Below are 23388 nucleotides of genomic sequence, written 5' to 3'. Positions count from 1 at the left end.
CGACTTCCACCCTGCGGCGGCGGAGTTTCACGGCGCCGGCAGGCCCGATTTCACGCAAATTCGAGGACCAGCGCATCGACCGCCAGGGTCGACCCGGGGACTGCCGCGATCCTCTTGATAACTCCGTCCTGCTCGGCCCGCAGCACGTTCTGCATCTTCATGGCTTCGATCACCGCCAGCGTCTCGCCGGCCTTGACTTCCTGTCCCTCTGTCACGGCGATCGAGATGACGAGGCCCGGCATCGGACACAGCAGCTTCTTGCCGTTATCGGCCGCCGTCACCGCCGGCATCAGCCGCGCCGCCGCCGCCTCGGTTTCGGTGAACACGTTGATCGCGATCTCGAAGCCCTGATGCGCGAGCCGGAATCCGTTTGCGACAGGCCTGACCTGCATCGCGACCGGACTGTCGTCGATTGTGCCTTGCCAGACCGGCTGGCCTGGCACCCAGCGCGAGAGCAGCCGATAGGCGATGTCGCCTGCATCTCCATCCGCGCCGATGAAGCGGACCGCGATGGCATCGCCCTCGCGGGCGACGTCGAGCAGGATTTCATCGCGGCCGAGCCAGACCGCGCGACGGCGTTCGCGTCTGACAACGCGGCCGGGCATCTGGCCGGAAATCCGCCGCTTGCGTTCGCCGAGCACGTGATCGATGGCGGCCGCCACCGCGGCCAGTCTGAACGCTGTCTCTCCTTGCGGTGTCCGCGCCGTAAAGCCGTTTGGGAATTCCTCGGCTATGAAGCCGGTCGAGAGATGGCCGGCGCGCCAGCGCGGATGGTGCATCAGGGCCGACAGAAAGGGAACGTTGTGCCGGATGCCGTCGATGTAAAATGCGTCGAGCGCATGAGCCTGCGCCTCGATGGCGGCGCGGCGCGAGGGCCCGTGCGTCACGAGCTTGGCGATCATCGGATCGTAATGGATGGAAATCTCGCCGCCCTCATACACGCCGGTATCATTGCGCACGACGATGCCATCCCGGTTCGTTCCCGCCGGCGGACGATATTTGACGAGGCGGCCGACCGAGGGCAGGAAACCGCGGAACGGATCTTCCGCATAGACGCGCGATTCAACCGCCCATCCCGTCAGCGTCACATCCTGCTGCGCGATCGGGAGCTTTTCTCCGGCTGCGATGCGGATCATCTGCTCGACCAGATCGATGCCGGTGATCAACTCCGTGACGGGATGCTCGACCTGCAGCCGCGTGTTCATCTCGAGGAAGTAGAAGCTCTTGTCCTGGCCGGCGACGAATTCGACAGTGCCCGCCGAGTCGTAGTTCACAGCCCGAGCCAGCGCGACGGCCTGTTCGCCCATCTTGCACCGCGTGGCCTCGTCGAGCAGCGGCGACGGCGCCTCCTCGATGACCTTCTGATTTCGCCGCTGGATTGAGCACTCGCGCTCGCCGAGGTAGATCGTGTTGCCATGCTTGTCGCCGAGCACCTGGATTTCGATATGGCGGGGATCGACGATGAACTTTTCGATAAAGACCTGATCGTCGCCGAACGACGACTTCGCCTCCGCCCTCGCGAGACTGAACCCTTCGGCGACCTCGGCGCTCGCATGGGCGATGCGCATGCCCTTTCCGCCGCCTCCCGCCGATGCCTTGATCATCACGGGATAGCCGATCTCGTCCGCGATCCTGACGGCGTGCCTGTCGTCCTCGATCACGCCGAGGAAGCCAGGAACAGTCGACACTCCGGCCTTTGCCGCGGCCTTTTTGGATTCGATCTTGTCGCCCATCGCGGCGATCGCGGCGGGATTCGGCCCGATGAAGACCAGGCCGGCGTCCGCGAGCGCGCGGGGGAACGACTCCCGCTCCGACAGGAAGCCGTATCCGGGATGCACGGCTTGCGCGCCGGTCCTGCGGCAGGCGTCCACGATCTTCTCGATGACGAGATAGCTCTCGGCCGCCGGCGGCGGCCCGATCAGAACGGCCTCATCGGCCATCTCGACGTGAAGCGCGTCGCGATCGGCTTCCGAATACACGGCTACGGTTTCGATGCCCATCCGGCGGGCCGACTTGATGATCCGGCAGGCGATCTCGCCGCGATTGGCGATCAGTATCCGTTTGAACATCTGCCTGTTGACCTGCAACCTTGAGGCGCGGCTCAATCTTCCGGACGATGTGCGCGATCGGCGAACCACTCCGTGGTACAGAAAAAAGAAAACAGGAGCAAAGACTTTTCGGCCGGAACGCCCGTGCAGAGTCTCCGCGAGGCCTACATGCCGAGATCGAAAATGTTCGGAAAATGCACCAGCGGCAGGGTCGCCGCGCCGATCAGGCTCGCGACCAGCGCCATCAAATGACGGTTGCTGCGGCGCTTGCCGCGCATCTGGGTTGCGATCCATTCCAGCACTTCGATATTGACGCCCACTGCTCTGGTCGGCGCCCAGCTCTCGATGGCGGTTGCCGGCGCCAAGGCGATGCTGCGCGGCGGCACCGGCAGGCCTGAGGCGGACGCGGCGTGATGCACGATCGCCTTGGTAAAAAGGTCGTCGAACTGTCCGTCGTCGCATCGCTCGGCAGCGGCATCGTTGATTTCGAACAGGGCTTCGGCCTCCGCCCGGCTCACCGGCCGGTTATCCACGGCGGCAGCCGTCAGAAGCCGCGCGCACCAGGATGCATCGGTGGAGTCGAGCACGCGGGAAAAGTGAACGCGGCCGCGCGCGGTCGGCCCCTCCCCCGTGATGACGCTGTCGCGGACGGTAGCGAGCGCGGCAACCACGGCTTCCGGGCTGGTAATAGCGGAAATGTCGATCGGGCCGACGGCGGAGGTGTCGGAAGACATAGGCGTAGTTCTCACTTCTGGATTTGGTCAACACATTCACACGCGCGTGAATCGTTCGTTAAAAAATCCGACAATCCGTCGACGCGCTTTGAATACCCCACTATTAGTTTGTCGCCGCGACAAGCATCGCGGTTCAAGTCGATCGCAGTACCGTTCGGCGCGCGTGGGGCATGGGCGAGGCAACATCGCGGCATCTCGATCACGAAGCCGTAGGCGTTAATTCGTCGGACCGCCCGGGACCCGACAGGAAGATGCTCCGCAACGCTTGCGACAAGAAAGATATTATCCTTTTCGATTATCCGGTTCCGTTTCCCCCTCGCGCCGCCTATATTCGCCGCATCCCGCCGTTAATTGACACGAGGACGTGACGATGACTTTATCGATTGGTTCGCCTGCGCCGGACTTCGAAGCCGAAAGCACCGAAGGCCACATCAGCTTCCACAAATGGCTCGGCAACGGCTGGGGACTGTTCTTCTCTCATCCGAAGGACTTTACGCCGGTCTGCACCACTGAGCTCGGCGCAGTCGCGCGGCTCAAGCCGGAATTCGACAAGCGCGGCGTCAAGCTGATCGGCATCAGCGTCGACCCGACCGACAAGCATCATCTGTGGTCCAAGGACATCGAGGAGACGCAAGGCGTCGCGCCGAACTATCCGTTGATCGCCGACGTCGATTTCAACGTCGCCAAGCTCTACGGCATGCTCCCGGCCAGCACCTCCGGCGACGTCAACAAGCGGACGCCGGCGGACAACCAGACCGTGCGCAATATCTTCGTGATCGGCCCCGACAAGCAGATCAAGCTGGTCTTCGTTTACCCGATGAGCACCGGCCGCAATTGGCAGGAAGTGCTGCGCGCGATCGACTCCCTGCAGCTCACCGCCAAGCACAGCGTCTCCACACCGTCGGACTGGAAGCCGGGCGACGACGTGTTCCTCTCGGCCGCGGTGTCGGAAGAAGAGGCGCGCAAGAAATTCCCCAAGGGCTGGAAGTCGCCGAAGCCGTATTTCCGCATCGTCGAGCAGCCGAAGGACTAGGCCCTCCTCGAATTCAGAAGCGCATGAAGGGACGCTGCGGCGTCCCTTTCTTTTTGTGGCATGCTCCGCGGTTGCCGCCACGCACGCACGAACCTATGCTAGGCGATGACAACAGGTTGCGCGGCGACGCGCGCACCCTTCCCACCGACAGAGAATGGAAATCCCATGCACGTTCGCGCCGCAGTCGCCATTGCCGCCGGCAAGCCGCTGGACATCACGACCGTGGAACTCGATGGGCCGCGCGACGGCGAAGTCATGGTCGAGATCAAGGCCAGCGGTGTGTGCCACACCGACGAGTTCACGTTGTCCGGCGCCGATCCGGAAGGGTTGTTTCCGGCGATTCTCGGCCATGAGGGTGCCGGCGTGGTCGTCGATGTCGGCAAGGGGGTGACTTCGGTGAAGAAAGGCGATCACGTCATTCCGCTCTACACGCCGGAATGCCGGCAATGTCCGTCGTGCCTGTCGCGCAAGACCAATCTCTGCACGGCGATCCGCGCCACCCAGGGCCAGGGACTGATGCCCGACGGCACGTCCCGCTTCTCGCTCGATGGCAAGAAGATCCACCATTACATGGGCACGTCGACCTTCGCCAACTATACCGTGCTGCCGGAGATCGCGGTCGCGAAAATCCGCGAGGACGCGCCGTTCGACAAGGTCTGCTACATCGGCTGCGGCGTCACCACCGGAATCGGCGCGGTCATCAACACGGCGAAGGTGGAGCCCGGCGCCAAGGCTATCGTGTTCGGCCTCGGCGGCATCGGATTGAACGTGCTGCAGGGGTTGCGGCTCGCCGGCGCCGACATGATCATCGGCGTCGACATCAACGACGACCGCAAGGCGTGGGGCGAACGCTTCGGCATGACGCACTTCGTCAACCCGACGGACATGGGCAAGGATCTCGTCCCTCACCTCGTCGACATGACCAAGTCGGGCGCCGATCAGATCGGCGGCGCCGACTACACCTTCGATTGCACCGGCAATGTCAAGGTGATGCGCCAGGCGCTCGAAGCCTGTCACCGCGGCTGGGGGCAGTCGATCGTGATCGGCGTTGCGCCCGCCGGCGCGGAGATCGCGACACGGCCGTTCCAGCTCGTTACCGGCAGAGTCTGGAAAGGTAGCGCTTTCGGCGGCGCGCGCGGCCGCACCGACGTACCGAAAATCGTCGATTGGTACATGCAGGGCAAAATCCAGATCGACCCGATGATCACTCACGTCATGCCGCTCGACGACATCAACCGGGCGTTCGACCTGATGCGCAAGGGCGAGTCGATCCGCAGCGTCGTGACGTTCTGAATAGCGCATGAGCGATTCCACAAAGCAACCGCCTCTCGCGCTTGTCGCAGTCGATACTCCGCCCCGCACGAAGCCCTCGAACTATCCCGAGCCATTTTTCTCGCGGATGCTGAAGCGGGAAAAACGTCCGCTGGGCGATCATTTCGGCCTGACAAATTTCGGCGTGAACCTGACCAGGCTGTTTCCTGGCGGGGAATCCGCGCTGCTGCACCGGCACAGCAAGCAGGACGAATTCATCTACATCCTCGAAGGACGGCCGACCCTCGTCACGGATGAAGGTGAGATCGATCTTCAGCCTGGCATGTGCGCGGGTTTCCCGGCCGCCGGCCGTGCTCATCACCTCGTCAATCGGACGGCTGCTGATGCGGTTTATATCGAGATCGGTGATCGTTCGCCTGGCGACGAAGGCAGCTACCCCGCCGACGATATTCAGGCGAAAATGTCTGCGCCCGGCCTCTGGATATTTACACGCAAGGACGGAACACCTTACGGCTAGAGCCTTTCCGCTTCTGACGGAATCAGAAGCGGGGCTCTATGATTTTGATTTGACGCGTTTTCTGGACGCGAACCGGTGTCCACTTCGCTCGAAAACGCTATAAAGTCTGTTTCAACTGCGTTGAACCAGACTTGTCGCTTACCTTTGTGTGAGCATGATCCCGAAAATTAATTTCCCTTCGAGATCATACTCTAAGCACGATGCAAAATCGTGCAGGCATGAGATGGCGGCGGCGGCTCACTCCAGCGAAAATCCGGAGCGATGCGGTCATCGATGCATCAACTTGCCTGTCGGAGCGGGCTGCGGCGGCGCCGTATCGAGCGCTACAATCTGTTCGGCAAAATGGCGATAGAAATCCTGCATGTCATCGCCGGCGAGTTCACGGCAATGCGCGAGCGCCGCATTCGCCTCCTGCACGTGACCGGCTTTGATCGCGGCAAGCAACGCACCGTGCTGGCGCTTCCACCCGGCGAACTCCGGCGATGCCGCCACCACCTCGTCTCCCACGATCGCGTAGATTTTGGTCGGCCGCGACTTGCCCTTCAACAGGATTTCGCCTGCTTCCAGTAACGCGATCCCTTTTGCACGCTGCGCCACGTCTTCCGAGACCAAAAGGTCCACATTGAGCGCCTTGCTCGCGGACTCGATCCGGGCCGCCACGTTCACAACGTCACCCATGGCGGAATAGTTGAATCGCCTTTGTGATCCCATGTTGCCGACGCAGGCCAGCCCGGCATTGATGCCGACCCCGATCCTGACGCGAGGATCCGCGAAACCGCGTGCGGAAAATCCGAAGACGTCGGCATCGTTGAGCGCGTCAATCGCGGCGCGCATCTTGAGCGCAGCACGGCAGGCCCGGGTCGCATGATCGGGAACCTCCACCGGCGCGTTCCAGAATGCCATGATCGAGTCACCGATGTACTTGTCGATCGTCCCCATCTCGTCCTGGATCGCATCCGACAGCGGCGCCAGCAGCGTATTGATGAAATCGACCAGTTCCGTCGCCGACAGGGCTTCGGAGATCGGCGTAAAGCCACGCACATCCATGAACATCACGGAAATGTCGCGGGACTCACCGCCAAGGCGCATCGCCTGCGGCGAATTTTCGAGCTGAGCGAGCAGTTCCGGCGCGAGATATTGACCGAAGGCCTGGCGCACGAACTTCTTCTCATGGTCGGAGGCGACGTGGAGCACGCGCTCCACCGCGATATAAACCGCCAGCGCCGCTAGTGAGGGAAAGATCGGATCGATCAGCAGGCGGAAATGCGAAAACGCGATCCATGATCCGGCGAGCCCGGCAAGGAACACCACGACGCCGGCATAGAATGAAAACCGGGCGCCGAACGCCAGCACCAGACCCGCGACCAGTGCACCGAACAGAACAGTCAGGACGATCTCGAGCCCGTTGGTCCAGTCGGGGCGCTCGATGAAATCCTGCGCGAGGATTTGTTCGATCAGTTGGGCCTGGATCGCCACGCCCGGGACTAATCCCCCGAGCGGCGTCGCACGCGCATCCATCAGACCTGCAGCCGATGCGCCAACGAGAACGATCGCGCCATCGATCAGGGGCCTGACCGCGGCCTCCTTGGCGGGATCGAGAATGTCCTTCACGGACACATAGCGTTGCGGCTGGTCGCGACTGAAATAGACCCAGGATTCTCCGTTGCTGGTCAGCGGCAGCTTGAACGCCCCGACCCGCATATCGATCAGCGCAGCGTGGCCGGTGTCGCTGTCGCCGCTCGATCCGGTCCCGCGGACGATGATGCTCTTCTGGTTCTGGGCGACGCGCAACGCCTCGACCGCCAGGCCAGGATAAACGTTCGCGCCGTCAGAAAACAGCATCGGCACGCGGCGCACGATGCCGGCGCGATCGAGAGAACTCAGGTTGACGCCGCCGATGCCCGCGGCCGCTTCATTGAAGATCGGCAGGTTCGACACCGTGCCGTGAAACGGCGCCAGCACCTTGGCCGGGTTGACGCCGACGAAGGCCAGCCCGGCCCGCACCGGCGGACGCTGGGTGTTGACCGCGTTGCCGGCGGCAAAGCCGAGCACCACACCGGTCTTGCCGATGGCGTCCGCGAACGCCCGATCATGATCCGGCAGGTTCGCAAGCAGCTTCATGGTCTGATCGAGATCGGGGACGCCGGAATCCTTCAAATCATTGGCAAGCCGGCTCGGCGTGGTGCGATCCGGCTCGGAAAATATGACGTCGTATGCGATCACGCCGGAGCCAAGATCGGCGAGCCGCCGGGTCAGCGCGGCAAGACGCGTCCGCGGCCATGGCCATTGTCCGTATTCGGCGATCGAGGCCTCGTCGATATCGACGATCCGCACCGGCTGATCGGTATAAGTGCGCGGCTTTAGCCGCTGATAGGTATCGAACGTGCGCTCTTTCAATTCGGTGACGATGCGCGGATCGTAAGCGCGCAGCGAGGTGAGCAGGACAAGCGTCGCCACCGCCGCGCCGACGGCGCGGAGATTCTTGTTGCGCATCAGCCGGCGCAGACGCACCGCCGCCAGCACGATCCGCACGCGCAGGGTGCCGCGGAAACGCGCCGCAGCTTTCATCGTCCGATCTCGACGCGATAGGAGTCTCTCACCGTTTCACAAGAACGATGAGGTTTTTGCTTTGGCGCGTTTTCTTCAGACGAACCGGATTCCACTTCGCTCGAAACCGCTGTGGGGAAGGACGACATCAAAGTCTCAATCCGGTTCCACGATTTGCGGTCGGTGGCACGACGGCCCGCCGGAACAGACGGCACGAACGTTACCGGCACATTAACGAAATCCGCTCGATTTGGCGCGACGAAAATAGCCAATTTTTCAGCACTGCAAGAGGTTTCGGAAGTCCCGGTCGCAAGATTAACGACAAATCCGCCGTCTGTCTCTCATGCTCGCTGCCAGAGCCCATCAGGAGAGGCAGGCGACAATGATGGTCGATACGTTTTTCAGGGGGCGACGTCTCGCCCTGATGGCGGCGATGGCCCTCCCCTTTGCAGGGGCAGCCGGCTTCGCATTGTCCATCCATGCGGGAGCGAACACGCGCTTGCAAGACATTGCCGACGACGCCGCGCTTGCCGGCATCAACTCGCTGGCGGCAAACATCGATCGGCCCGCGGACGTGAGTTCGGCAGAAGCCATAGCGGCGGCCAGAACCGTCATCGCATCGCGACCGGCCATCGTCCAGAGACTCCAGCCGTCGGTCGACGGACTGACGATGTCGGTCGTCGTGGAAGATGCCGGCAACAGAATGCAGGCCTCCGCAACCGCACGATATGTTCCTGCAAAAGACGGCCAATCGGTGCCGCGGGTCGTCCACATGCGCGGATACACCGCCGCTGCGCTTTAACGCGAACCGACCAGAGAAAGGTTCGGCTCAAAATCGTGCGGTCGGTCCGATCGAGACCGAAAGATTGTCGGTCGTGTAGTTCGGCAGCGACGAGTCAATCCTGATGTATTGGACCTGCGTCCGCAAGCCGACGTTTTTGTACACCTGCGCATCGAAGATCGCGCCGTAGCGTTGCTCCCTGTCGTTCCGCACCATGACGGGGTCGACGATCGGATTGGGCGCATCATAGTTGGCCCAGCTAAAGCCGATCGTCGGCGCGACCACGAATTGATGCGGCGTGCCGAACACCGGCAGGGCGAACGCGTACGGGAACGCCATGTCGATGGAGTAGCGCTTGTAGGAGTAGTAATCGAAGATCGCGCGATTCTGATCGTATCCTGCGCGGGCTGTCCAGTGCAGCGCTCCGAAGCGCAAATCCGACGTCACAGCCGCCGACAGCAGATCTCCGCTCTGCTGGCTGGCCGTCGGAAAGTTGTTCGAATCAGAAAAGTCGCGGCGCCGTTCCTCGACGAACGCCTCCAGAAGCCCGCGGTCGCCAATCGTCGTGCGCGCGGAAACGCCGCCGCCGCCGGCCGAGAAATAATTGGCGTCCCCGAGCCAGACCTGATCCCCAATGCCGTAGAGCTTGAACGACGCGTTCTGGCCGATCGCGATGCGTGGCCCGACAACGAGTTCAACTAGCCCCAGATTGTACTGGTTGAGCTTGTATTGACGTGAATTGACGCCGAGGAAGCTCGCCTCGATGGCGTCTCCCCGCGTGCCGATCTTGTAGGCGTAGTTGGCTGTGAGGGTCTGGAAGAAATTCCAGTCCGGACGTTTGCCGAACGCGCCGTCGAGAAGAGCATCCTGACCGAGCGCGCGCACCATCAGGCTCGATGGACCGAGGTTGGCGTTGGTCTGATAGCGGAAGCCGGCGGTGGTGAATACGCTGAACTCGTAGCGAGCAAGCCGGCGGTCGATCTCGGTCAAATAGGCGAGGACCTGCGCCCTGATTTCATCGGGGGCGTCTGCGGCCTTGATCGCCTCCTGAAAATAACTGCGCGCGAGTTCGTACGAACCGAGCTTGAAATACAGAACGCCCAGTTCGAGCTTCACGCGCGGCAGATTCGGATTGAAGAACAGCATGCGTTCGAGCGCGCCGATAGCCGCTTCATAGTCGCCGCGCTTGACGGCCTGCTCCGCGAACTTGAAGCTCGTCTCCAGATCGGAGGGATTTTTGTACATCGCCTGGAACAGCGCGTCGTAATCCTGCTGGACCACGGCTGCAGCCGTGACGGGCGGCGCCGGCGATTGCGCTACGGCCGCCGAGCAGCAGGCAATCGTCGCCAACAAAACGAATACGGCTTTCACCATTTCACGCCGCCACCCAAAAACTATCTTTTTGATGCGAGGCTTCCTTTCCATCTCCGTGGAATATCGAGGAAATCCGCAAACTAATGGGCGTCAGATTAGCGTCGGCCGGCGCAATTGGAACGACGATAGCTGTCGCGCCAAGCAATTTCAGCGCGGCGTCACCTTTTTACCACACATTGAGCAAGTAAAATCAATGGCTTAATGATACGCACATGAACCAGGGAAGCGGATCGAGACCAGTTTAACCTGAGCCTCCCCTTCGTTCCTGCTCCGAACCATCAGAGCACGCTGTCCACCAAGACGATGCGGCCGGGCCCGGCAAAGCGCGTGACATCGGGACGGCGCTCTTCCTATAAGGGTGCGGGGCGCTCGTAGCTCAGCTGGATAGAGCATCGGATTTCGATTCCGAGGGCCGGGAGTTCGAATCTCTCCGAGCGCGCCAAACTCCCATTTCCGCTATTGGCGGCAATGTCCCGGGCCATGTCGGCATTCTGGGTCTGAAGCGACTTCATGTCGTTCATCCCGTTCTGACGGAGACCGCCGAGTGCACGAGGCAATCGGCGGTCTGCCCGCGGGGGTCAGTTCATGTGCTTGTCGAGGAACGGCAGCACCTTTTCGGGATGGCGGCCGAACCAGTTGTAGCCATCCTCGAACCGCTTGGTCGTGCCTTCGATCCAGTGCAGTTCCTTGTCGTTGCTGCCCAGGGCATCGAACGTGCTCTGCGCGTCAGTTGGGTTGTTGATCACCGCGTCGTCACGGACCTGCCACATCAGAACAGGAAGCTTGATATTTGGAGCCCATAGCTTGCCCGACATGTCCGCCGCAGGGAATCCACCGAGCTTCATGATCTCAAGGTCGATCAGTTCCTGATATTGGCCGATGCCCTGTTTGCCCGATAGCTTGGCGAAGACCGACTCCATGTTGGGCACCAGCGGACTGCACAGGCACGTGACGTTCTCGAACAGCTCCGGATGCTTGGTGATGGCGGCATATTGCGAGACGCCACCCAGGCATTGGCTGAACAGCGCGACCTTCATTCGGCTGAGGCGCGGATGGGCATCGACGAATTTTTTTACGCCGACGCAATCGCGCCATTCCCATTGGCCGACGCCGCAGACCCCGCCATTGGCCGCGCCGCTCTGTCCGTGATTACGGAAGTCATAGGTCAGCACATTGTAGCCCGCGTCGGTCAGGTGCTTGTACTGGAGCACGAAGTCGATCTCGACCGGCTCGATGAAGTTGCTCCACGGCTCGCCCATATGTCCGGGATAGCCGGCGCGGCACATCGGAAGAGCGTGGTTGAAGATGACGAGTTTGTTGCTCTCGCCGCCCTTGGCCGGAATGTACCAGGCTTCCAGCGGCGTGCCGTCGTCCGAGGGGATGGACAGGTCGTGCCAACCTTCCATGCCGTATTCGTCAGGATTCTTGAAAATGAAGCTGCGCGGCATCTTGACCATGCCGGCGAGCGCCTTGACCTTGGCATGATCGTTCTTGGAAATGGCTTTTTCCTGCTCCCGGGCCTTCTGCATTCTTTCCTTCGTCATTCCGGTCATGGGTGAGACTCCTTTATTGTCTGTCCGAAGAGAGCGAACCCGTTGAGAAACAGTGGTTTTCGAGTTGATGTGGCGCACGGCCGCCAGCTCTTCCCGGGTAAATCCCTTGCTGATGCAACCAAACTAGGCCAGAAAGATTGCATCGATTAGACGGGTAATTCTTCTTGGCCTTATCATCCAGGTGATAAATGCGGCGGGACGAGATCGCCGATCTGGCGGTCTTTGTCGTGGTCGCCGAGGAACGCAGCTTCACCAAGGCGGCCGTGCGTCTCGGCATGGCGCAATCCGCGCTCAGCCAGATCGTGCGGCGGATCGAGGAGCGGCTGGGGCTGCGACTGTTGTCGCGCACGACGCGCAGCGTGGCGCCCACCGACGCCGGCGAGCGGTTGATCGCGACGCTCGGCCCGATGCTGCATGATCTCGATGCCGCCATCGCCTCGCTCGGCGAGTTGCGCGACCGACCGTCAGGCACCATTCGGATCACGACAGTTGAACACGCGGCAAAGACCATCCTCGTGCCGGCGATGAAGCGGCTGCTCAAAGACAACCCCGATATCACGGTCGAGATCACCGTCGACTACGGCCTGGCGGATGTCGTGGCCGATCGTTTCGATGCCGGCGTCCGCCTCGGTGGCGAGATAGCGAAGGACATGATCGCCATGCGCATCGGATCGGACATCCCGATGGCGATCGTCGGCGCGCCGGATTATTTCCGCAGGTGCGCCGTTCCAGCATCGCCGGCGCAACTGATCGACCATCGCGCGATCAATCTGCGATTGCCGACGTCCGGCACGCTCAATAGCTGGCGGCTGAAGCGCGGCGGACGCGACGTCCGCGTGCAGGTCGAGGGACCGCTGATCCTCAACACCATCGACCTGATCCTCGATGCCGCGCGCGACGGTCACGGCCTCGCTTATCTCCCGCTCGACCAGGTTCAGAAAGATCTGGATGAAGAACGATTGGTGCGGGTGCTGAGCAAGTTCACGCCCGATCTCCCAGGCTATCACCTCTATTATCCGCACCGCCGTCACGCTTCGTCGGCGTTCACGCTGTTGGTGGAGACGCTGCGGTTCCGGGGCTGAAAACGTTGATCCAGAACCGCTGCCCGATACGTCGAGCCCATCGGTGATGGTGGCTTCTCTAAAGTGAAGCCATCGCGCACGAGCAACGTCGCAACGTCTTCGCCGTCACAGGATCGTGACGCGCCGAAGGATCGACAGCAATGGAGATTGCGCTAATCTCATAATGCAAGCTCAACCTGCATTGGGAGACTTGACATGTCGGATCATAGCGAGATGGTGTACACGACGTCGGACGGGATGGATTATCCGGCGCATGAACGGCAGTATAAGAATTTCATCAAGATTGGACTGATCGCTGCAGGGACCGTGGCCACCATCGTCATATTACTGGCGATTTTCCTCGGCTGAGTTTCGGTCTCTCGTTTCGGTTGTCCCTGATTTCGTTTCGCTGGCGATGTAGCCGGTGCTTCAGTCGCGCGCGTGATCCTTGGCCTACTTGGCCATCACGGATTGCCTGCACGACTTGAGCCCCGGCCGCAGCGCGAGTTTTGCTTGTTCGCTGCGCGCCTCAATTTTCCACCAAAGCCTCGTTTCCCCCTAAATTCAGTTTCCAGCTAACGGTGCCGTCGTTTTTGACTTCGGTGAGCGCGCTATCGTTGAGCGATCGCGTGACCGCGACAGTCTCGACGAGCTTTGTCCGGAAGCCCTGCCACGTCACCCTCAAGTGACCTAAAGCGAACTCATGTCACCGTCCCGAACGCCGCTACGCGTTGCGCATCGCGCTGAACTCGCGTTTTCGCGAAGCATGTCCTCGGGCTTGATCCGAGAATGGAACAGCGGTTCGCGTGAAGAAAACGCGTCACATCAAAATCTTGAGGCCTGAATTTCCGTGAGGACCGAAAAGGCTCCAAGAGCTACTTCCCGCCCTTGAGCACTTTGCGAACCGCATCGAACGTTCTCTGCTCGTCCGGTTCCACCTGCTCGAACCAATGACCGGGAGGATATTTGGCGATGCGGCGAGCAAAAAACGAAGCGGGCTGCCACGCGTCACGATTCATCTTTGTGAAAATAATGATGCCGCTATGGGTAAAGTACGACGGGCCTTTGATGTCGCAATCCACCGAAAGCTGGAGCCGCCAAAGATCATCCTTTGACATCTTTTCGGGCAGAACCACGTAGTCAAGAGACACAGGGTTGCCGATCGTGCAGCGTCCTTTCTTCAGGAGGTCGCCCAGGCCGCCCTGCGCGGTGACGACAAAGTCGTAGTTGGACGCATCGCGCAAGAAGGCCAGGTTAGGCTGCGGATATCCGTCCGCCACTTCATGAGCGATGAGAGACAATGCGAAGGGCCGCCAGCCGAGTTCCATCGTCTTCGAACGAGCCGGCCCGAGTGACATCACTCCATCAGCCGAAACGTCCCACGTGATTTCGTGTTCGTCGTCACGCATGTCACCCTGACTTCTGGCCCAGGAAAGGGATACGAAATCTTCGGAGTCATGCTTCTGACTGGCCTCCCATCCTCTCGGAACAAAGTGGGCGACTTCGGCAACCCGGGCCAGTATCTCGTCGACCGTCGCTCCGTCCTGCGCCCGCCACGTCGTCTCGACGCGCTTGATCAAGGCTTCCCCTTCGGCATGTGCGCAACCAAAAATTGCGGCTGCGAACGCAGCAAAGAGCAGCGGCCAACGACGATGAGTCATGAGAATTGTCCAATCGATTTGCGGCGCGTCATCCAAACATCCGGATGTCTTCTTACCCCTGTACAAATAGTCGCAGAGCGGTCATAGTCCGCAATTGGCTCAAAGGGAGATAAGTCAACAAGACAACACACGAGGGAGGCAGCCTGATGAATGAACACGACCACTCTACCCGATTGATCTGGGGCATAGCCATTGTCGCCGCGGTGTTCTTCGGCAGCGTGGGCTTGGTATGGAGCACCGGCGCACCACTTCCGTCGAAAGCGCTGGCAGACGTTCCGCCGAAGCCGAAAGTGGCAGTCGCCTCCGCCGATGCGGTTGCCGGGCTTGACAAGCGAATGGCCGCGCTCGAAGCCAAGGTGCAAGCTCCCCCAGCGGTCGATACCTCGAACATCGAGGCGCAGATCAAGGGGCTGCAATCGCAGCTCGCCGCCGTGCATACGCAGCTAGGCACGTTCAAGGCGTCCGATTTCGACGCCCTCAGGACCAAGCTGGACAACGCCGGCACAACCCCGAAGTCCGTCAAGACAACGATAGAAACTCTTCAGACGGATGTAGGAAACCTGCGCACACGTTTCGATCAGCTTTCGCAGCAGGTCGCTTCCGAGACGGCAACGGAGAGCAAATCCAGCTCGCATAAATCGCACTCCCGGTCGAAATAGCGCGATCCTCCTTCGTCGCGAAGTCGCGTCCGTCGAAGCGAATTCCCATCGAATTGGGTCAAGGACCTCCCCCGCTTCTGATTTTATCGGAAGCGGGGTTTTATGAATCCTGTTATCCGGTTTTTCTTTACGCGCGTCGGCACCCAGCCGATCAGGTGAAGAACATACATCGCTTGCGCCGCCAGGCGTTCTCGTCGCTCGCCTACGACGCCATGCCCAATGCGCTGGCGTCGAACAGAGCGCCATTGATCTGCAAGCCGCTTCGGGGCATCGCATCATAGGCGTTATCTGTGCCGATCGATCCGATGGCGAAAGTTATCCGGCCGCCGTTACGCGATAATAATTTTCCATATCAGGAGACTACTGGCGAGCCATGACTCTCACTCTCTACATGCACCCGCTGGCCTCGTTCTGTCACAAGGTACTGATCGGACTGTACGAAAACGAAACCGCTTTCGAGAGCCGGACAGTCGACTTCGCTGACCCCGGTTCGGCAGCCGCTCACCTGGAACGATGGCCGGTGGGAAAGATTCCGGTCCTCCATGACAGTGTGACGGGGCGCACCGTCCCCGAGACCAGCATCATCATCGAGTATCTGCAGGCACACTATCCGGGGCCTGTTCAACTCCTGCCGGGCGATGCCGGGCAGCAATTGCAGGTGCGCCTGTGGGATCGCTTCTTCGATCTCTATATCAGCGTGCCGATGCAGAAGATCGTCACGGACAAAATCCGTCCGGCGAATGCAACCGATCCATATGGTGTTGGCGAAGCGAGATCGATGCTCGATCAGGCGTACAGCATGATCGAGAACCAAATTCGGGACAAGCGTTGGGCGGCCGGCGACGACTTCACCATGGCGGATTGCGCGGCTTTGCCTGCATTATTCTTCGCATCCATCGTCCATCCGTTTTCCCGCGACCAGCGATACTTGGCGACATATCTGGATCGTCTGATGCAGCGTCCGTCCGTCAGGCGCGTGATCGATGAAGCTCGGCCCTACTTTGCCATGTTCCCTTACAGGGACGCGATGCCAAAGCACTACCTCGAGACGTAGCGGTGAACGCTATGGCCTGCGGGTCCGGGGCCTGGATCGGGTAGTCCGCTAGCTTCCGCAAAGGAAGAGCAGCGGCCGATGCGGGACGTCAGCGTGATCATCGTACCTTTTTGTCATTCAGCCGTTGGAACCGGGCAGCGTTGGTAGGGTGATCCCGCCATGCTTCGGCAGCGGGACGCTTCCTAGTTTCGAACCGGGTTCCTTGCCATGTCGCATTGACGCGCTCACGCCCTCTTTGACATAATGGCGCCGGGACAAGACAAAAATGCGGGTTACGAGCGGAACGCCATGAAAAATGGGCTGTATTCGGTTCACGTCGCCTTGCTCGACGGGCGTGTGGGCAAGGGCAGCGGCGTTGTGATGTTCCGCGACGGCAAGATCCTCGGCGGCGACGCCTACCTGTTCTATACGGGCAGTTATTTCACGAAAAGCGACGGCACCTTCAGGGGCGAGGTTCTGGTCCAGTGCCACACGCCGAGTCCAGACGGAAACGTGCTGTTCGGCAGCACTGAACCCGTGGGCGTCGGCGTGACCGGCACATTCACCGATACAACCGGCACGATGAACGGCACGGCTCTGGTCGGAAAGGCCAGTCAGATTTTTCAGGCCACGCTGCGTAAGCTCGCCGATACGGATTGAAGCAACAACGCTCGCGATTTTGAAGATCAACCCCGCGCGCGCGGTTGTTGCGAAGCGGGTCCGAACGACGCCGGCCTCACTGGATCGGCCGCTACTCCGCTGCCAGTTCCATCGGAGCGATGCGCGGCAAAATGATGTGAATCCGCGTGCCTTCTCCGGATCCCGAGTCGAGATCGAGGCGCCCGCCGAGACGGTTCGTCACGATATTGTAGACGATGTGCAGACCGAGACCCGTGCCGCCCTGATCGCGCCGTGTGGTGAAGAACGGGTCGAACGCCTTGCGCCGGACATCGGGGCTCATGCCGCATCCGTTATCGGAAAACAGAATCTCGACATTTTCCTGGTTGACTCCCCGCACGTTGATATCGACCGCACCGCCCTCGCCGTCCGGAAACGCATGCGCCAGCGAGTTCAGAAAGAGATTGGTGAGCACCTGCCCGTAAGGCCCGGGATAGCTGTTCATCGTGAGATTGGGTTCGCAATCGACGGTCAGCGTCACATTTTGTTTGCGCAGGCCCGGACGCAGACTCATGACGACCTGCTCGGTGAGTTCTCCCAGGTCGAAAATCCGTTTGTCCGAATAATTACGGTCGGCGGCGACCTGCTTGAACGACTGGACCAGCTCGGCTGCGCGATTGAGATTGGCGACAAGCTGCGAGGCCGCATCGCGATTGGTCGCGACAAAATCGTTCAGGCTTGAACGCCGCAGCTCGCCGCGCTCCACCTCCTCGGCGAACACCGCGATCTTGCGCTCCAGGGACGACGCTACCGTCAGGCTGATGCCGACAGGATTGTTGACCTCGTGAGCGACGCCCGCCACAAGACGGCCGAGCGCCGCAAGTTTCTCCGCCTCGATCAACGAGTTCTGGGTTTCGCGCAGGTTGCGCAGCGCCGCCTCGGCCGCATCCTTGGCCTGCCGCATTTCATGCTCGTTGCGCTTGCGGTCTTCGATGTCGAGCGCGACCGTGACGATGTTCTCGATATGACCATCGGCGTCGCGGATCGGCAGCTTGTTGACCAGCCATTGCCGCATCGCGCCAGACGAATCCTCATACTCCTCTTCGTAAAAGCCGAGCTCCTTGCCGCTCCTGAGAACCCGCTTGTCGTTCTCGTCGGTCTTGGCCGCACCGTAACGCGACATCAAATCGCTCGTCGTTCGGCCGATCGCATCTGCGGGTTCGATCCCGAAGATGCCTGCCATGTAACGGTTCATCAGCACGTAACGCAGGTCGGCGTTCTTGACGTTGATCACCGCCGGCACGGTGTCGACGACAAGTTGCAGCAGCCGCCGTCCTTCTGCGATCGCCTCCTCGGCCCGCCGCTGGTCGGTGATGTCACGAACCACACCCTCATAGCGGACGATAAGGCCATTTTCATCGCGCACGGCCGCCGCGCTGTCGGAAAGCCAGAGGATGCTGCCGTCGCGGTGGCGGGCCTGATACTCGAACTCGCGAACGGTGCCCTGGCGTTCCATTCGGGACAGGTATTCGGCGCGTGCCTTCGGATCGACATAGATCGTCTGCGTTATATCGCCGATGCTGCGGATCAGGTCGTCCGAGCTGTCATAGCCCATGATCCGCGCCAGCGCGGGATTGGCATCGAGCAATTGACCGCCCGGCGTCGTGACGTAAATTCCATCTACCGAGCCTTCGAACAGTTTGCGGTAGCTCTCTTCGGCCAGCCGCTGCTCGGCCAATGCACGAACGGCAGCTTCCCGCGCCGAGTCGGCTTCAGCAAGCGTCCGGCGAAAGACTTCGGCGGCGCGTGCGATATCTCCGATCTCGTTATCGACATCGGTTCCGGGGATCGATGCCTGCTTTTCGCCGCCAGCCACCTTCCGGATCGCCTTCGCGATGGCTTTCAAGGGCCGGATCGTGCGCCGCACCACGAACATGGCGGCGAGCAGGCCGATAATGATGCCTGCGCTGCCGAGAACGATGCTCTGCCATTTGGTTTCGGCCAGCGTGCGCGCGAAATCGCGCGACAGCACCTGCTCGCGCTGCGCGCTCAGTTCACGCAATAATTTCGTGACCCGCCCGATCAGCCGGCCTTCGGTACCCAACACATCCCGGTCGAGATCGGCGATCTGACGCTCCCGCAGGGATATCGCAATGACGGCGTCGGCATAGGCCTCGACGGCGTCACGTACCGCAGGTATGCCGATCGGGATGGCGCGCATCTTCTCCGCCGACTGCTCCGCGGCGGCGGGGTCGTGCCCGAGCAGTGCGGCGGCGACATCGCTCTGGGCGCGAAACAGCGTTCTCGAGGCCGACTGATCGGCGGCCTGCTCGGTTACAGCCTCAAGTTTTTCACGTAGCTGAGGTAGGGTCTCGATCAGTTGCGCGCGGCTTGCGATCAGGTCGCTCACCCGCGCGATACCGCTACGATAGGCTTCCAACCGCGTCGTGACGCCGTCGATCATCTCCTGCTGGTCTGGCGCAAGCTCGATGCGGGTCTTCTTGAGCACCTCGTTGAGCGATGATGCGGCTCCCCACACCTGGTTGGACTGCGCGCCCGGATCGGTGACGTAGTCTCGCGCTGCGAGACGCAGTTCGTTCATCCGGCGATCGATTTCCTCGGCAAGGTCGCCAACCTTGTCCAGCCGGTGCAACTCGGCGAAGGTATTATCGAGATGCCGTGTCGCGACAACATTGGCCACGCTGGTTACCGCGATGATCGATAGCACCAGCAAAAATCCGCCGAAGGTAATCTGGCCGATCGACAGCGATGACGATTGCATCCGCTGAACAAGTGCTCCGAACCTGGATTGCATGGCGCTTTGGACCGGCCTCCCGACGATTCAATATAGGCCGAATTGCGGCTTCGGGAAATATCCGGCCATTGTCAACGGCCGGGCGTCCCGCCTTTATTCCGGAGCTATCGCCCCGCGCCCGTCTTATTCCGCGGCGATCTGCCGTGGCTCCGGCGGGGACTCCGCGAGATCGCGCGCCAGTTCCGAATGACGGATTTTGACGCCGGCTACCGCCATTTCCTTGACCGGGCCGTAGCCGCGTATGCGCTCTGGCAGCGACAACAACTCGATTGCGCTCTCGACATTGGCCGGCGAAAGCCTCTCCAGGACGAAGGCGACATCCTTCTCGTACGCCGCAATCAGATCGCGCTCCAACCTGCGCTCGGCGCTATACCCGAACACATCGAAGACGGTGCCGCGCAGGCTCTTCATTTTCGCCAGCAGACGAAAAGCCGGCATCATCCGTGACCCGTTATAGGATTTCTTGACGGGACGGCCGAGCGCATCCTTCTTGCTGGAAACCATCGGCGGCGCGAGGTGGAAGCTGATCCTGTAGTCGCCCTCGAACTGCTCGCCAAGCTGCTTCTCGAAGCGACCATCGGTATAGAGGCGCGCCACCTCATACTCGTCCTTGTAGGCGAGCAGCTTGGCGTAATTGACGGCGACTGCCCGCGGCAACGCATCGCCATAGCCGCCCCCGGCCGCCGCGTTCCTGACCCGATCAACCATCAGGCGATATTTTTCCGCAAGCCTCTTATTCTGAAAGTCCGCAAGGTAAACCGAGCGGTGGGCCACAATCTCGTCGAGCGACATCTGTTCCAGCATCTTCACCGCTTTCGGCTCATCCTTCCCTTTCATCATCTCCGCGAGACGCGCCGGTTCGACCACGGCAAGCCGCCCGAGCCGGAACGCCTCGATATTGATCTTGACCGCGACACCGTTCACCTCGATCGCCTGCTCGATAGCCTCCGCCGCCAGCGGCAGCAGGCCTTTCTGATAGGCATATCCCATCATCATCATGTTGGTGGCGATGGAGTCGCCGAGCAACGACTCGGCCGGCGTGGTGAAGTCCATGAAGGTCGCGTCCTTGCAGAGCGCCGTTTCAAGAACACGGCCGACCTTGCCGCTTTGAAAATTGAAGTCCCGGTTGAGAACGAAATCCGCGGTCGGGATAAGATGGGTATTGATGACGCCGTGAGTGCGACTCGATTCGCACAACGTCATCGTATCCTTGGCTGCGGCCACGACCTCATCTGCGGCGATGACAAGATCGGCCGTGCCGGTAACGATCCGCGAACAGGTCACGTCAGCAGGATTGCGCGAGAGCCGGACATGGCTCAGAACCGCGCCGCCTTTCTGGGCGAGGCCGGACATATCCAGGATCATGCTGGCCTTGCCTTCGATATGCGCTGCCATGCCGAGCAGTGCGCCGATGGTCAGCACGCCGGTACCGCCAACGCCTCCGACTGCAATATTGTAAGGTTGTTCCAGCGACGGTCGCGACGGCGGTTCCGGCAGTTCGCCGATCGCGCCGAGGTCCGCCGGCGCGCGCTGGCGCAGGTGGCCGCCGTCGACCGTGACGAACGACGGGCAGAAGCCTTTGATACAGGAATAATCCTTGTTGCAGGACGACTGGTTGATGGTGCGCTTGCGCCCCATCTCGGTTTCCAGCGGCTCCACGGAAATGCAGTTCGACTGCACCGAGCAGTCGCCGCAGCCTTCGCAGACGGCCGGATTGATCAGCACACGGCGCTGCGGATCTTCCATGGTGCCGCGCTTGCGGCGGCGGCGTTTTTCGGCGGCGCAGGTCTGCACGAATACGATCGCCGAGACGCCTTTGGTCTCCCGGCAGGTCTTCATGACCGTATCGAGGTCGTCGCGATGCGCGGTTCGGGTCCCCGGCGCGATATCGGCCGCCGGGTAAGCGTCCGGATTCTCGGACACCAGATAAATCTCGCGGACTCCTTCCGCGTGAAGCTGGAAGGTGATCCGCTGCGGCGACAGGTCGCCGTCGACATGCTGGCCGCCGGTCATGGCGACGGCGTCGTTATAGAGGATCTTGTAGGTGATGTTCGCCTTGGAAGCGACGGCCTGACGGATCGCAAGGCTGCCCGAATGGAAATAGGTGCCGTCGCCGAGATTGGCGAAGATGTGCTTCTCGTTGGTGAACGGCGCGATTCCGACCCACGGCGCGCCTTCGCCGCCCATGTGGGAGAACGTTTCGGTGTTGCGATTCATCCACAGCGCCATGTAGTGGCAACCGATGCCGGCCGTGGCGCGGCTGCCTTCGGGTACCCTGGTCGAGGTGTTGTGCGGGCAGCCCGAGCAGAAATAAGGCACGCGCGCGATCGGGGATGCCATTTGCATTTGCGTGGCCTGCCGACCGTTGAACCAGTCAGCCTTGGCGCGCAACATCTCGGCGATTTCCGGATTGAGATTCAAACGCAGCAACCGCTCGGTCAGCGAGGTCGCGAGCGATGCAACGCTTAACTCCTCAGCGAATGGCAGGAACCGCTTGTCGTGATCGTCCATCTTGCCGATGATGCGCGGCCGCACGTCGTCGCGCCAATTGAACAGTTCCTGCTTGACCTGATTTTCGACGATCTCGCGACGTTCCTCGACAATAAAGATTTCCTCGAGCCCGACGGCGAATTCGCGCACACCCTGCGGCTCCAGCGGCCACGGCATGCCGATCTTGTAAAGCCGCAATCCGATCCTCGCGGCGACCTGCTCGGTGATCCCGAGTTCGCGCAAAGCCTGCCGGATATCTTCGTAGCTTTTTCCGGACGCCATGATGCCGAAGCGCGCATTCGGCGAGTCCATGGTGATGCGGTTGATCCTGTTGGCGCGCGCGAACGCGACCGCGGCGAAACCCTTATGGTCCTGCAGGCGCCGGTCCTGATCGTAGCGATCGTCGGGCCAGCGCAGGTTCAAGCCGCCGGGCGGCATCTCGAAATCGGATGGCATGACAAACGGGGTCAATTCGTCGGCCAGGTCGATCTCGGCAGTGGTCTCCACAGTCTCGGTGATGACCTTCATCCCGACCCAGCAGCCGGAATAGCGCGACATCGCGATGCCGAGCAGGCCCATCTGAATCATTTCATGGATCGAGGATGGGTAGAGATAGGGCATCAGCGCCGCGATGAACGCGTGATCGGACTGATGCGGCACGGTGGAGGATTTGGCGCCGTGGTCGTCGCCGGCCAGACATAGCACGCCGCCGTGCCGCGCCGAACCCGCGGCATTGCCGTGGCGGAATACGTCGCCGCAGCGGTCGACGCCCGGCCCTTTGCCGTACCAGATTCCGACAACGCCATCATAGGCCGCACCCGGCGAGATATGGAGCTGTTGCGAGCCCCAGACCGCGGTCGCCGCGAGATCCTCGTTCACGCCGGGCTGGAATTTGATGTTGTAGCGTTCGAGATGGCTGCGGGCGGCGAAGAGTTGCTGGTCGTAGCCGCCTAGCGGCGAGCCGCGATAGCCGGAAATGAAGCCGGCGGTATTGAGGCCGGCTGCGCGGTCGCGGCGGATTTGCGCCATCGGCAGACGAACAAGCGCCTGAAGGCCCGTTGTAAAGATGTGACCGGTACCCTGGGTGTATTTCTGATTGAGACTGATCGGACCCTGATCGATTCCCATTGCACCCTCTGCTCGTGGCTGCGACGGCATAGCTAGAGTTAGTTATCCCGAGCCCCCAGAACCA

Annotated in this window: 18 protein-coding genes and 1 tRNA gene; 10 read left to right on the top strand and 9 right to left on the bottom strand. The window is 61.2% G+C overall.

Annotated features, from left to right (window positions below; all coding sequences use genetic code 11):
• Positions 1–50: 50 nt before the first annotated feature.
• Positions 51–2069 (bottom strand): acetyl-CoA carboxylase biotin carboxylase subunit, encoded by a 2019-nt coding sequence (locus tag ACS3WA_RS11950; RefSeq protein ID WP_438278735.1) that lies wholly within the window; start codon positions 2067–2069, stop codon positions 51–53.
• A gap of 143 nt (positions 2070–2212) precedes the next feature.
• Positions 2213–2782 (bottom strand): hypothetical protein, encoded by a 570-nt coding sequence (locus ACS3WA_RS11945; protein WP_438278734.1) that lies wholly within the window; start codon positions 2780–2782, stop codon positions 2213–2215.
• A gap of 370 nt (positions 2783–3152) precedes the next feature.
• Between ACS3WA_RS11945 and ACS3WA_RS11940 the strand changes: the two genes are divergently transcribed.
• The 3 genes from ACS3WA_RS11940 (at position 3153) to ACS3WA_RS11930 (ending at position 5604) form a co-directional block, all read left to right on the top strand.
• Positions 3153–3815: a peroxiredoxin gene (locus ACS3WA_RS11940; RefSeq protein ID WP_292610264.1), complete on the top strand. Its 663-nt coding sequence runs from the start codon at positions 3153–3155 to the stop codon at positions 3813–3815.
• Positions 3816–3980: 165 nt separating this feature from the next.
• Complete coding sequence (locus ACS3WA_RS11935) at positions 3981–5108, top strand: S-(hydroxymethyl)glutathione dehydrogenase/class III alcohol dehydrogenase (RefSeq protein WP_438278733.1); 1128 nt, start codon at positions 3981–3983, stop codon at positions 5106–5108.
• 7 nt (positions 5109–5115) lie between these two features.
• Complete coding sequence (locus ACS3WA_RS11930; protein ID WP_438278732.1) at positions 5116–5604, top strand: cupin domain-containing protein; 489 nt, start codon at positions 5116–5118, stop codon at positions 5602–5604.
• A 267-nt stretch (positions 5605–5871) separates the two neighbouring features.
• On the opposite strand, the gene ACS3WA_RS11925 is transcribed toward ACS3WA_RS11930, so the two are convergent.
• Both ACS3WA_RS11925 and ACS3WA_RS11920 read right to left on the bottom strand, forming a co-directional pair.
• Complete coding sequence (locus ACS3WA_RS11925) at positions 5872–8172, bottom strand: CHASE2 domain-containing protein (RefSeq protein WP_438278731.1); 2301 nt, start codon at positions 8170–8172, stop codon at positions 5872–5874.
• The gene (locus tag ACS3WA_RS11920; protein WP_438278730.1) at positions 8169–8423 is read right to left on the bottom strand and encodes a hypothetical protein; all 255 of its coding nucleotides are present in this window, start codon (positions 8421–8423) and stop codon (positions 8169–8171) included. Before ACS3WA_RS11920 ends, ACS3WA_RS11925 begins: the two co-directional genes overlap by 4 nt.
• Before the next feature lie 110 nt (positions 8424–8533).
• On the opposite strand from ACS3WA_RS11920, the gene ACS3WA_RS11915 reads away from it, so the two are divergent.
• Complete coding sequence (locus tag ACS3WA_RS11915; protein WP_438278729.1) at positions 8534–8953, top strand: hypothetical protein; 420 nt, start codon at positions 8534–8536, stop codon at positions 8951–8953.
• Positions 8954–8980: 27 nt separating this feature from the next.
• Here the strand turns inward: ACS3WA_RS11915 and ACS3WA_RS11910 are convergent, their stop codons facing one another.
• Positions 8981–10306 (bottom strand): tetratricopeptide repeat protein, encoded by a 1326-nt coding sequence (locus tag ACS3WA_RS11910; protein ID WP_438278728.1) that lies wholly within the window; start codon positions 10304–10306, stop codon positions 8981–8983.
• A gap of 365 nt (positions 10307–10671) precedes the next feature.
• Here ACS3WA_RS11910 and ACS3WA_RS11905 point away from each other — a divergent pair.
• Positions 10672–10748: transfer RNA gene (locus tag ACS3WA_RS11905), tRNA-Arg, on the top strand.
• A gap of 136 nt (positions 10749–10884) precedes the next feature.
• Here ACS3WA_RS11905 and ACS3WA_RS11900 read toward each other — a convergent pair.
• Positions 10885–11859, bottom strand: coding sequence for an alpha/beta hydrolase family protein (locus ACS3WA_RS11900; RefSeq protein WP_438278727.1), 975 nt, complete (start codon positions 11857–11859; stop codon positions 10885–10887).
• A 188-nt stretch (positions 11860–12047) separates the two neighbouring features.
• On the opposite strand from ACS3WA_RS11900, the gene ACS3WA_RS11895 reads away from it, so the two are divergent.
• Together ACS3WA_RS11895 and ACS3WA_RS11890 are read left to right on the top strand one after the other, a co-directional pair.
• Positions 12048–12941 carry a LysR family transcriptional regulator gene (locus ACS3WA_RS11895; RefSeq protein ID WP_438278726.1) on the top strand — a complete coding sequence of 298 codons (894 nt, stop codon included), beginning with the start codon at positions 12048–12050 and terminating at the stop codon, positions 12939–12941.
• Positions 12942–13136: 195 nt separating this feature from the next.
• Entirely contained in the window at positions 13137–13289 is a 153-nt protein-coding gene (locus ACS3WA_RS11890) for an aa3-type cytochrome c oxidase subunit IV (protein WP_438278725.1), read from the top strand.
• Between the two features lie 506 nt (positions 13290–13795).
• On the opposite strand, the gene ACS3WA_RS11885 is transcribed toward ACS3WA_RS11890, so the two are convergent.
• Positions 13796–14581: a nodulate formation efficiency C protein gene (locus ACS3WA_RS11885; protein WP_438278724.1), complete on the bottom strand. Its 786-nt coding sequence runs from the start codon at positions 14579–14581 to the stop codon at positions 13796–13798.
• 146 nt (positions 14582–14727) lie between these two features.
• On the opposite strand from ACS3WA_RS11885, the gene ACS3WA_RS11880 reads away from it, so the two are divergent.
• The 3 genes from ACS3WA_RS11880 (at position 14728) to ACS3WA_RS11870 (ending at position 16933) form a co-directional block, all read left to right on the top strand.
• A complete protein-coding gene (locus ACS3WA_RS11880) occupies positions 14728–15240 on the top strand; it encodes a hypothetical protein (protein WP_438278723.1) in 513 nt (170 codons plus the stop codon).
• 373 nt (positions 15241–15613) lie between these two features.
• Complete coding sequence (locus ACS3WA_RS11875; protein WP_438278722.1) at positions 15614–16294, top strand: glutathione S-transferase family protein; 681 nt, start codon at positions 15614–15616, stop codon at positions 16292–16294.
• 288 nt (positions 16295–16582) lie between these two features.
• Positions 16583–16933, top strand: a complete 351-nt coding sequence (locus ACS3WA_RS11870; RefSeq protein ID WP_438278822.1) for a GrlR family regulatory protein — start codon at positions 16583–16585, stop codon at positions 16931–16933.
• A 91-nt stretch (positions 16934–17024) separates the two neighbouring features.
• Here the strand turns inward: ACS3WA_RS11870 and ACS3WA_RS11865 are convergent, their stop codons facing one another.
• Entirely contained in the window at positions 17025–19706 is a 2682-nt protein-coding gene (locus tag ACS3WA_RS11865; RefSeq protein ID WP_438278721.1) for a PAS domain S-box protein, read from the bottom strand.
• Positions 19707–19829: 123 nt separating this feature from the next.
• Positions 19830–23324 carry an indolepyruvate ferredoxin oxidoreductase family protein gene (locus ACS3WA_RS11860; protein WP_438278720.1) on the bottom strand — a complete coding sequence of 1165 codons (3495 nt, stop codon included), beginning with the start codon at positions 23322–23324 and terminating at the stop codon, positions 19830–19832.
• Positions 23325–23388 lie beyond the last annotated feature (64 nt).

Origin of the sequence: Nitrobacter sp. (assembly GCF_051535235.1) — a bacterium.
Classification (GTDB): Bacteria; Pseudomonadota; Alphaproteobacteria; order Rhizobiales; family Xanthobacteraceae; genus Nitrobacter.
This window is presented reverse-complemented; position numbering and strand designations above follow the sequence as displayed.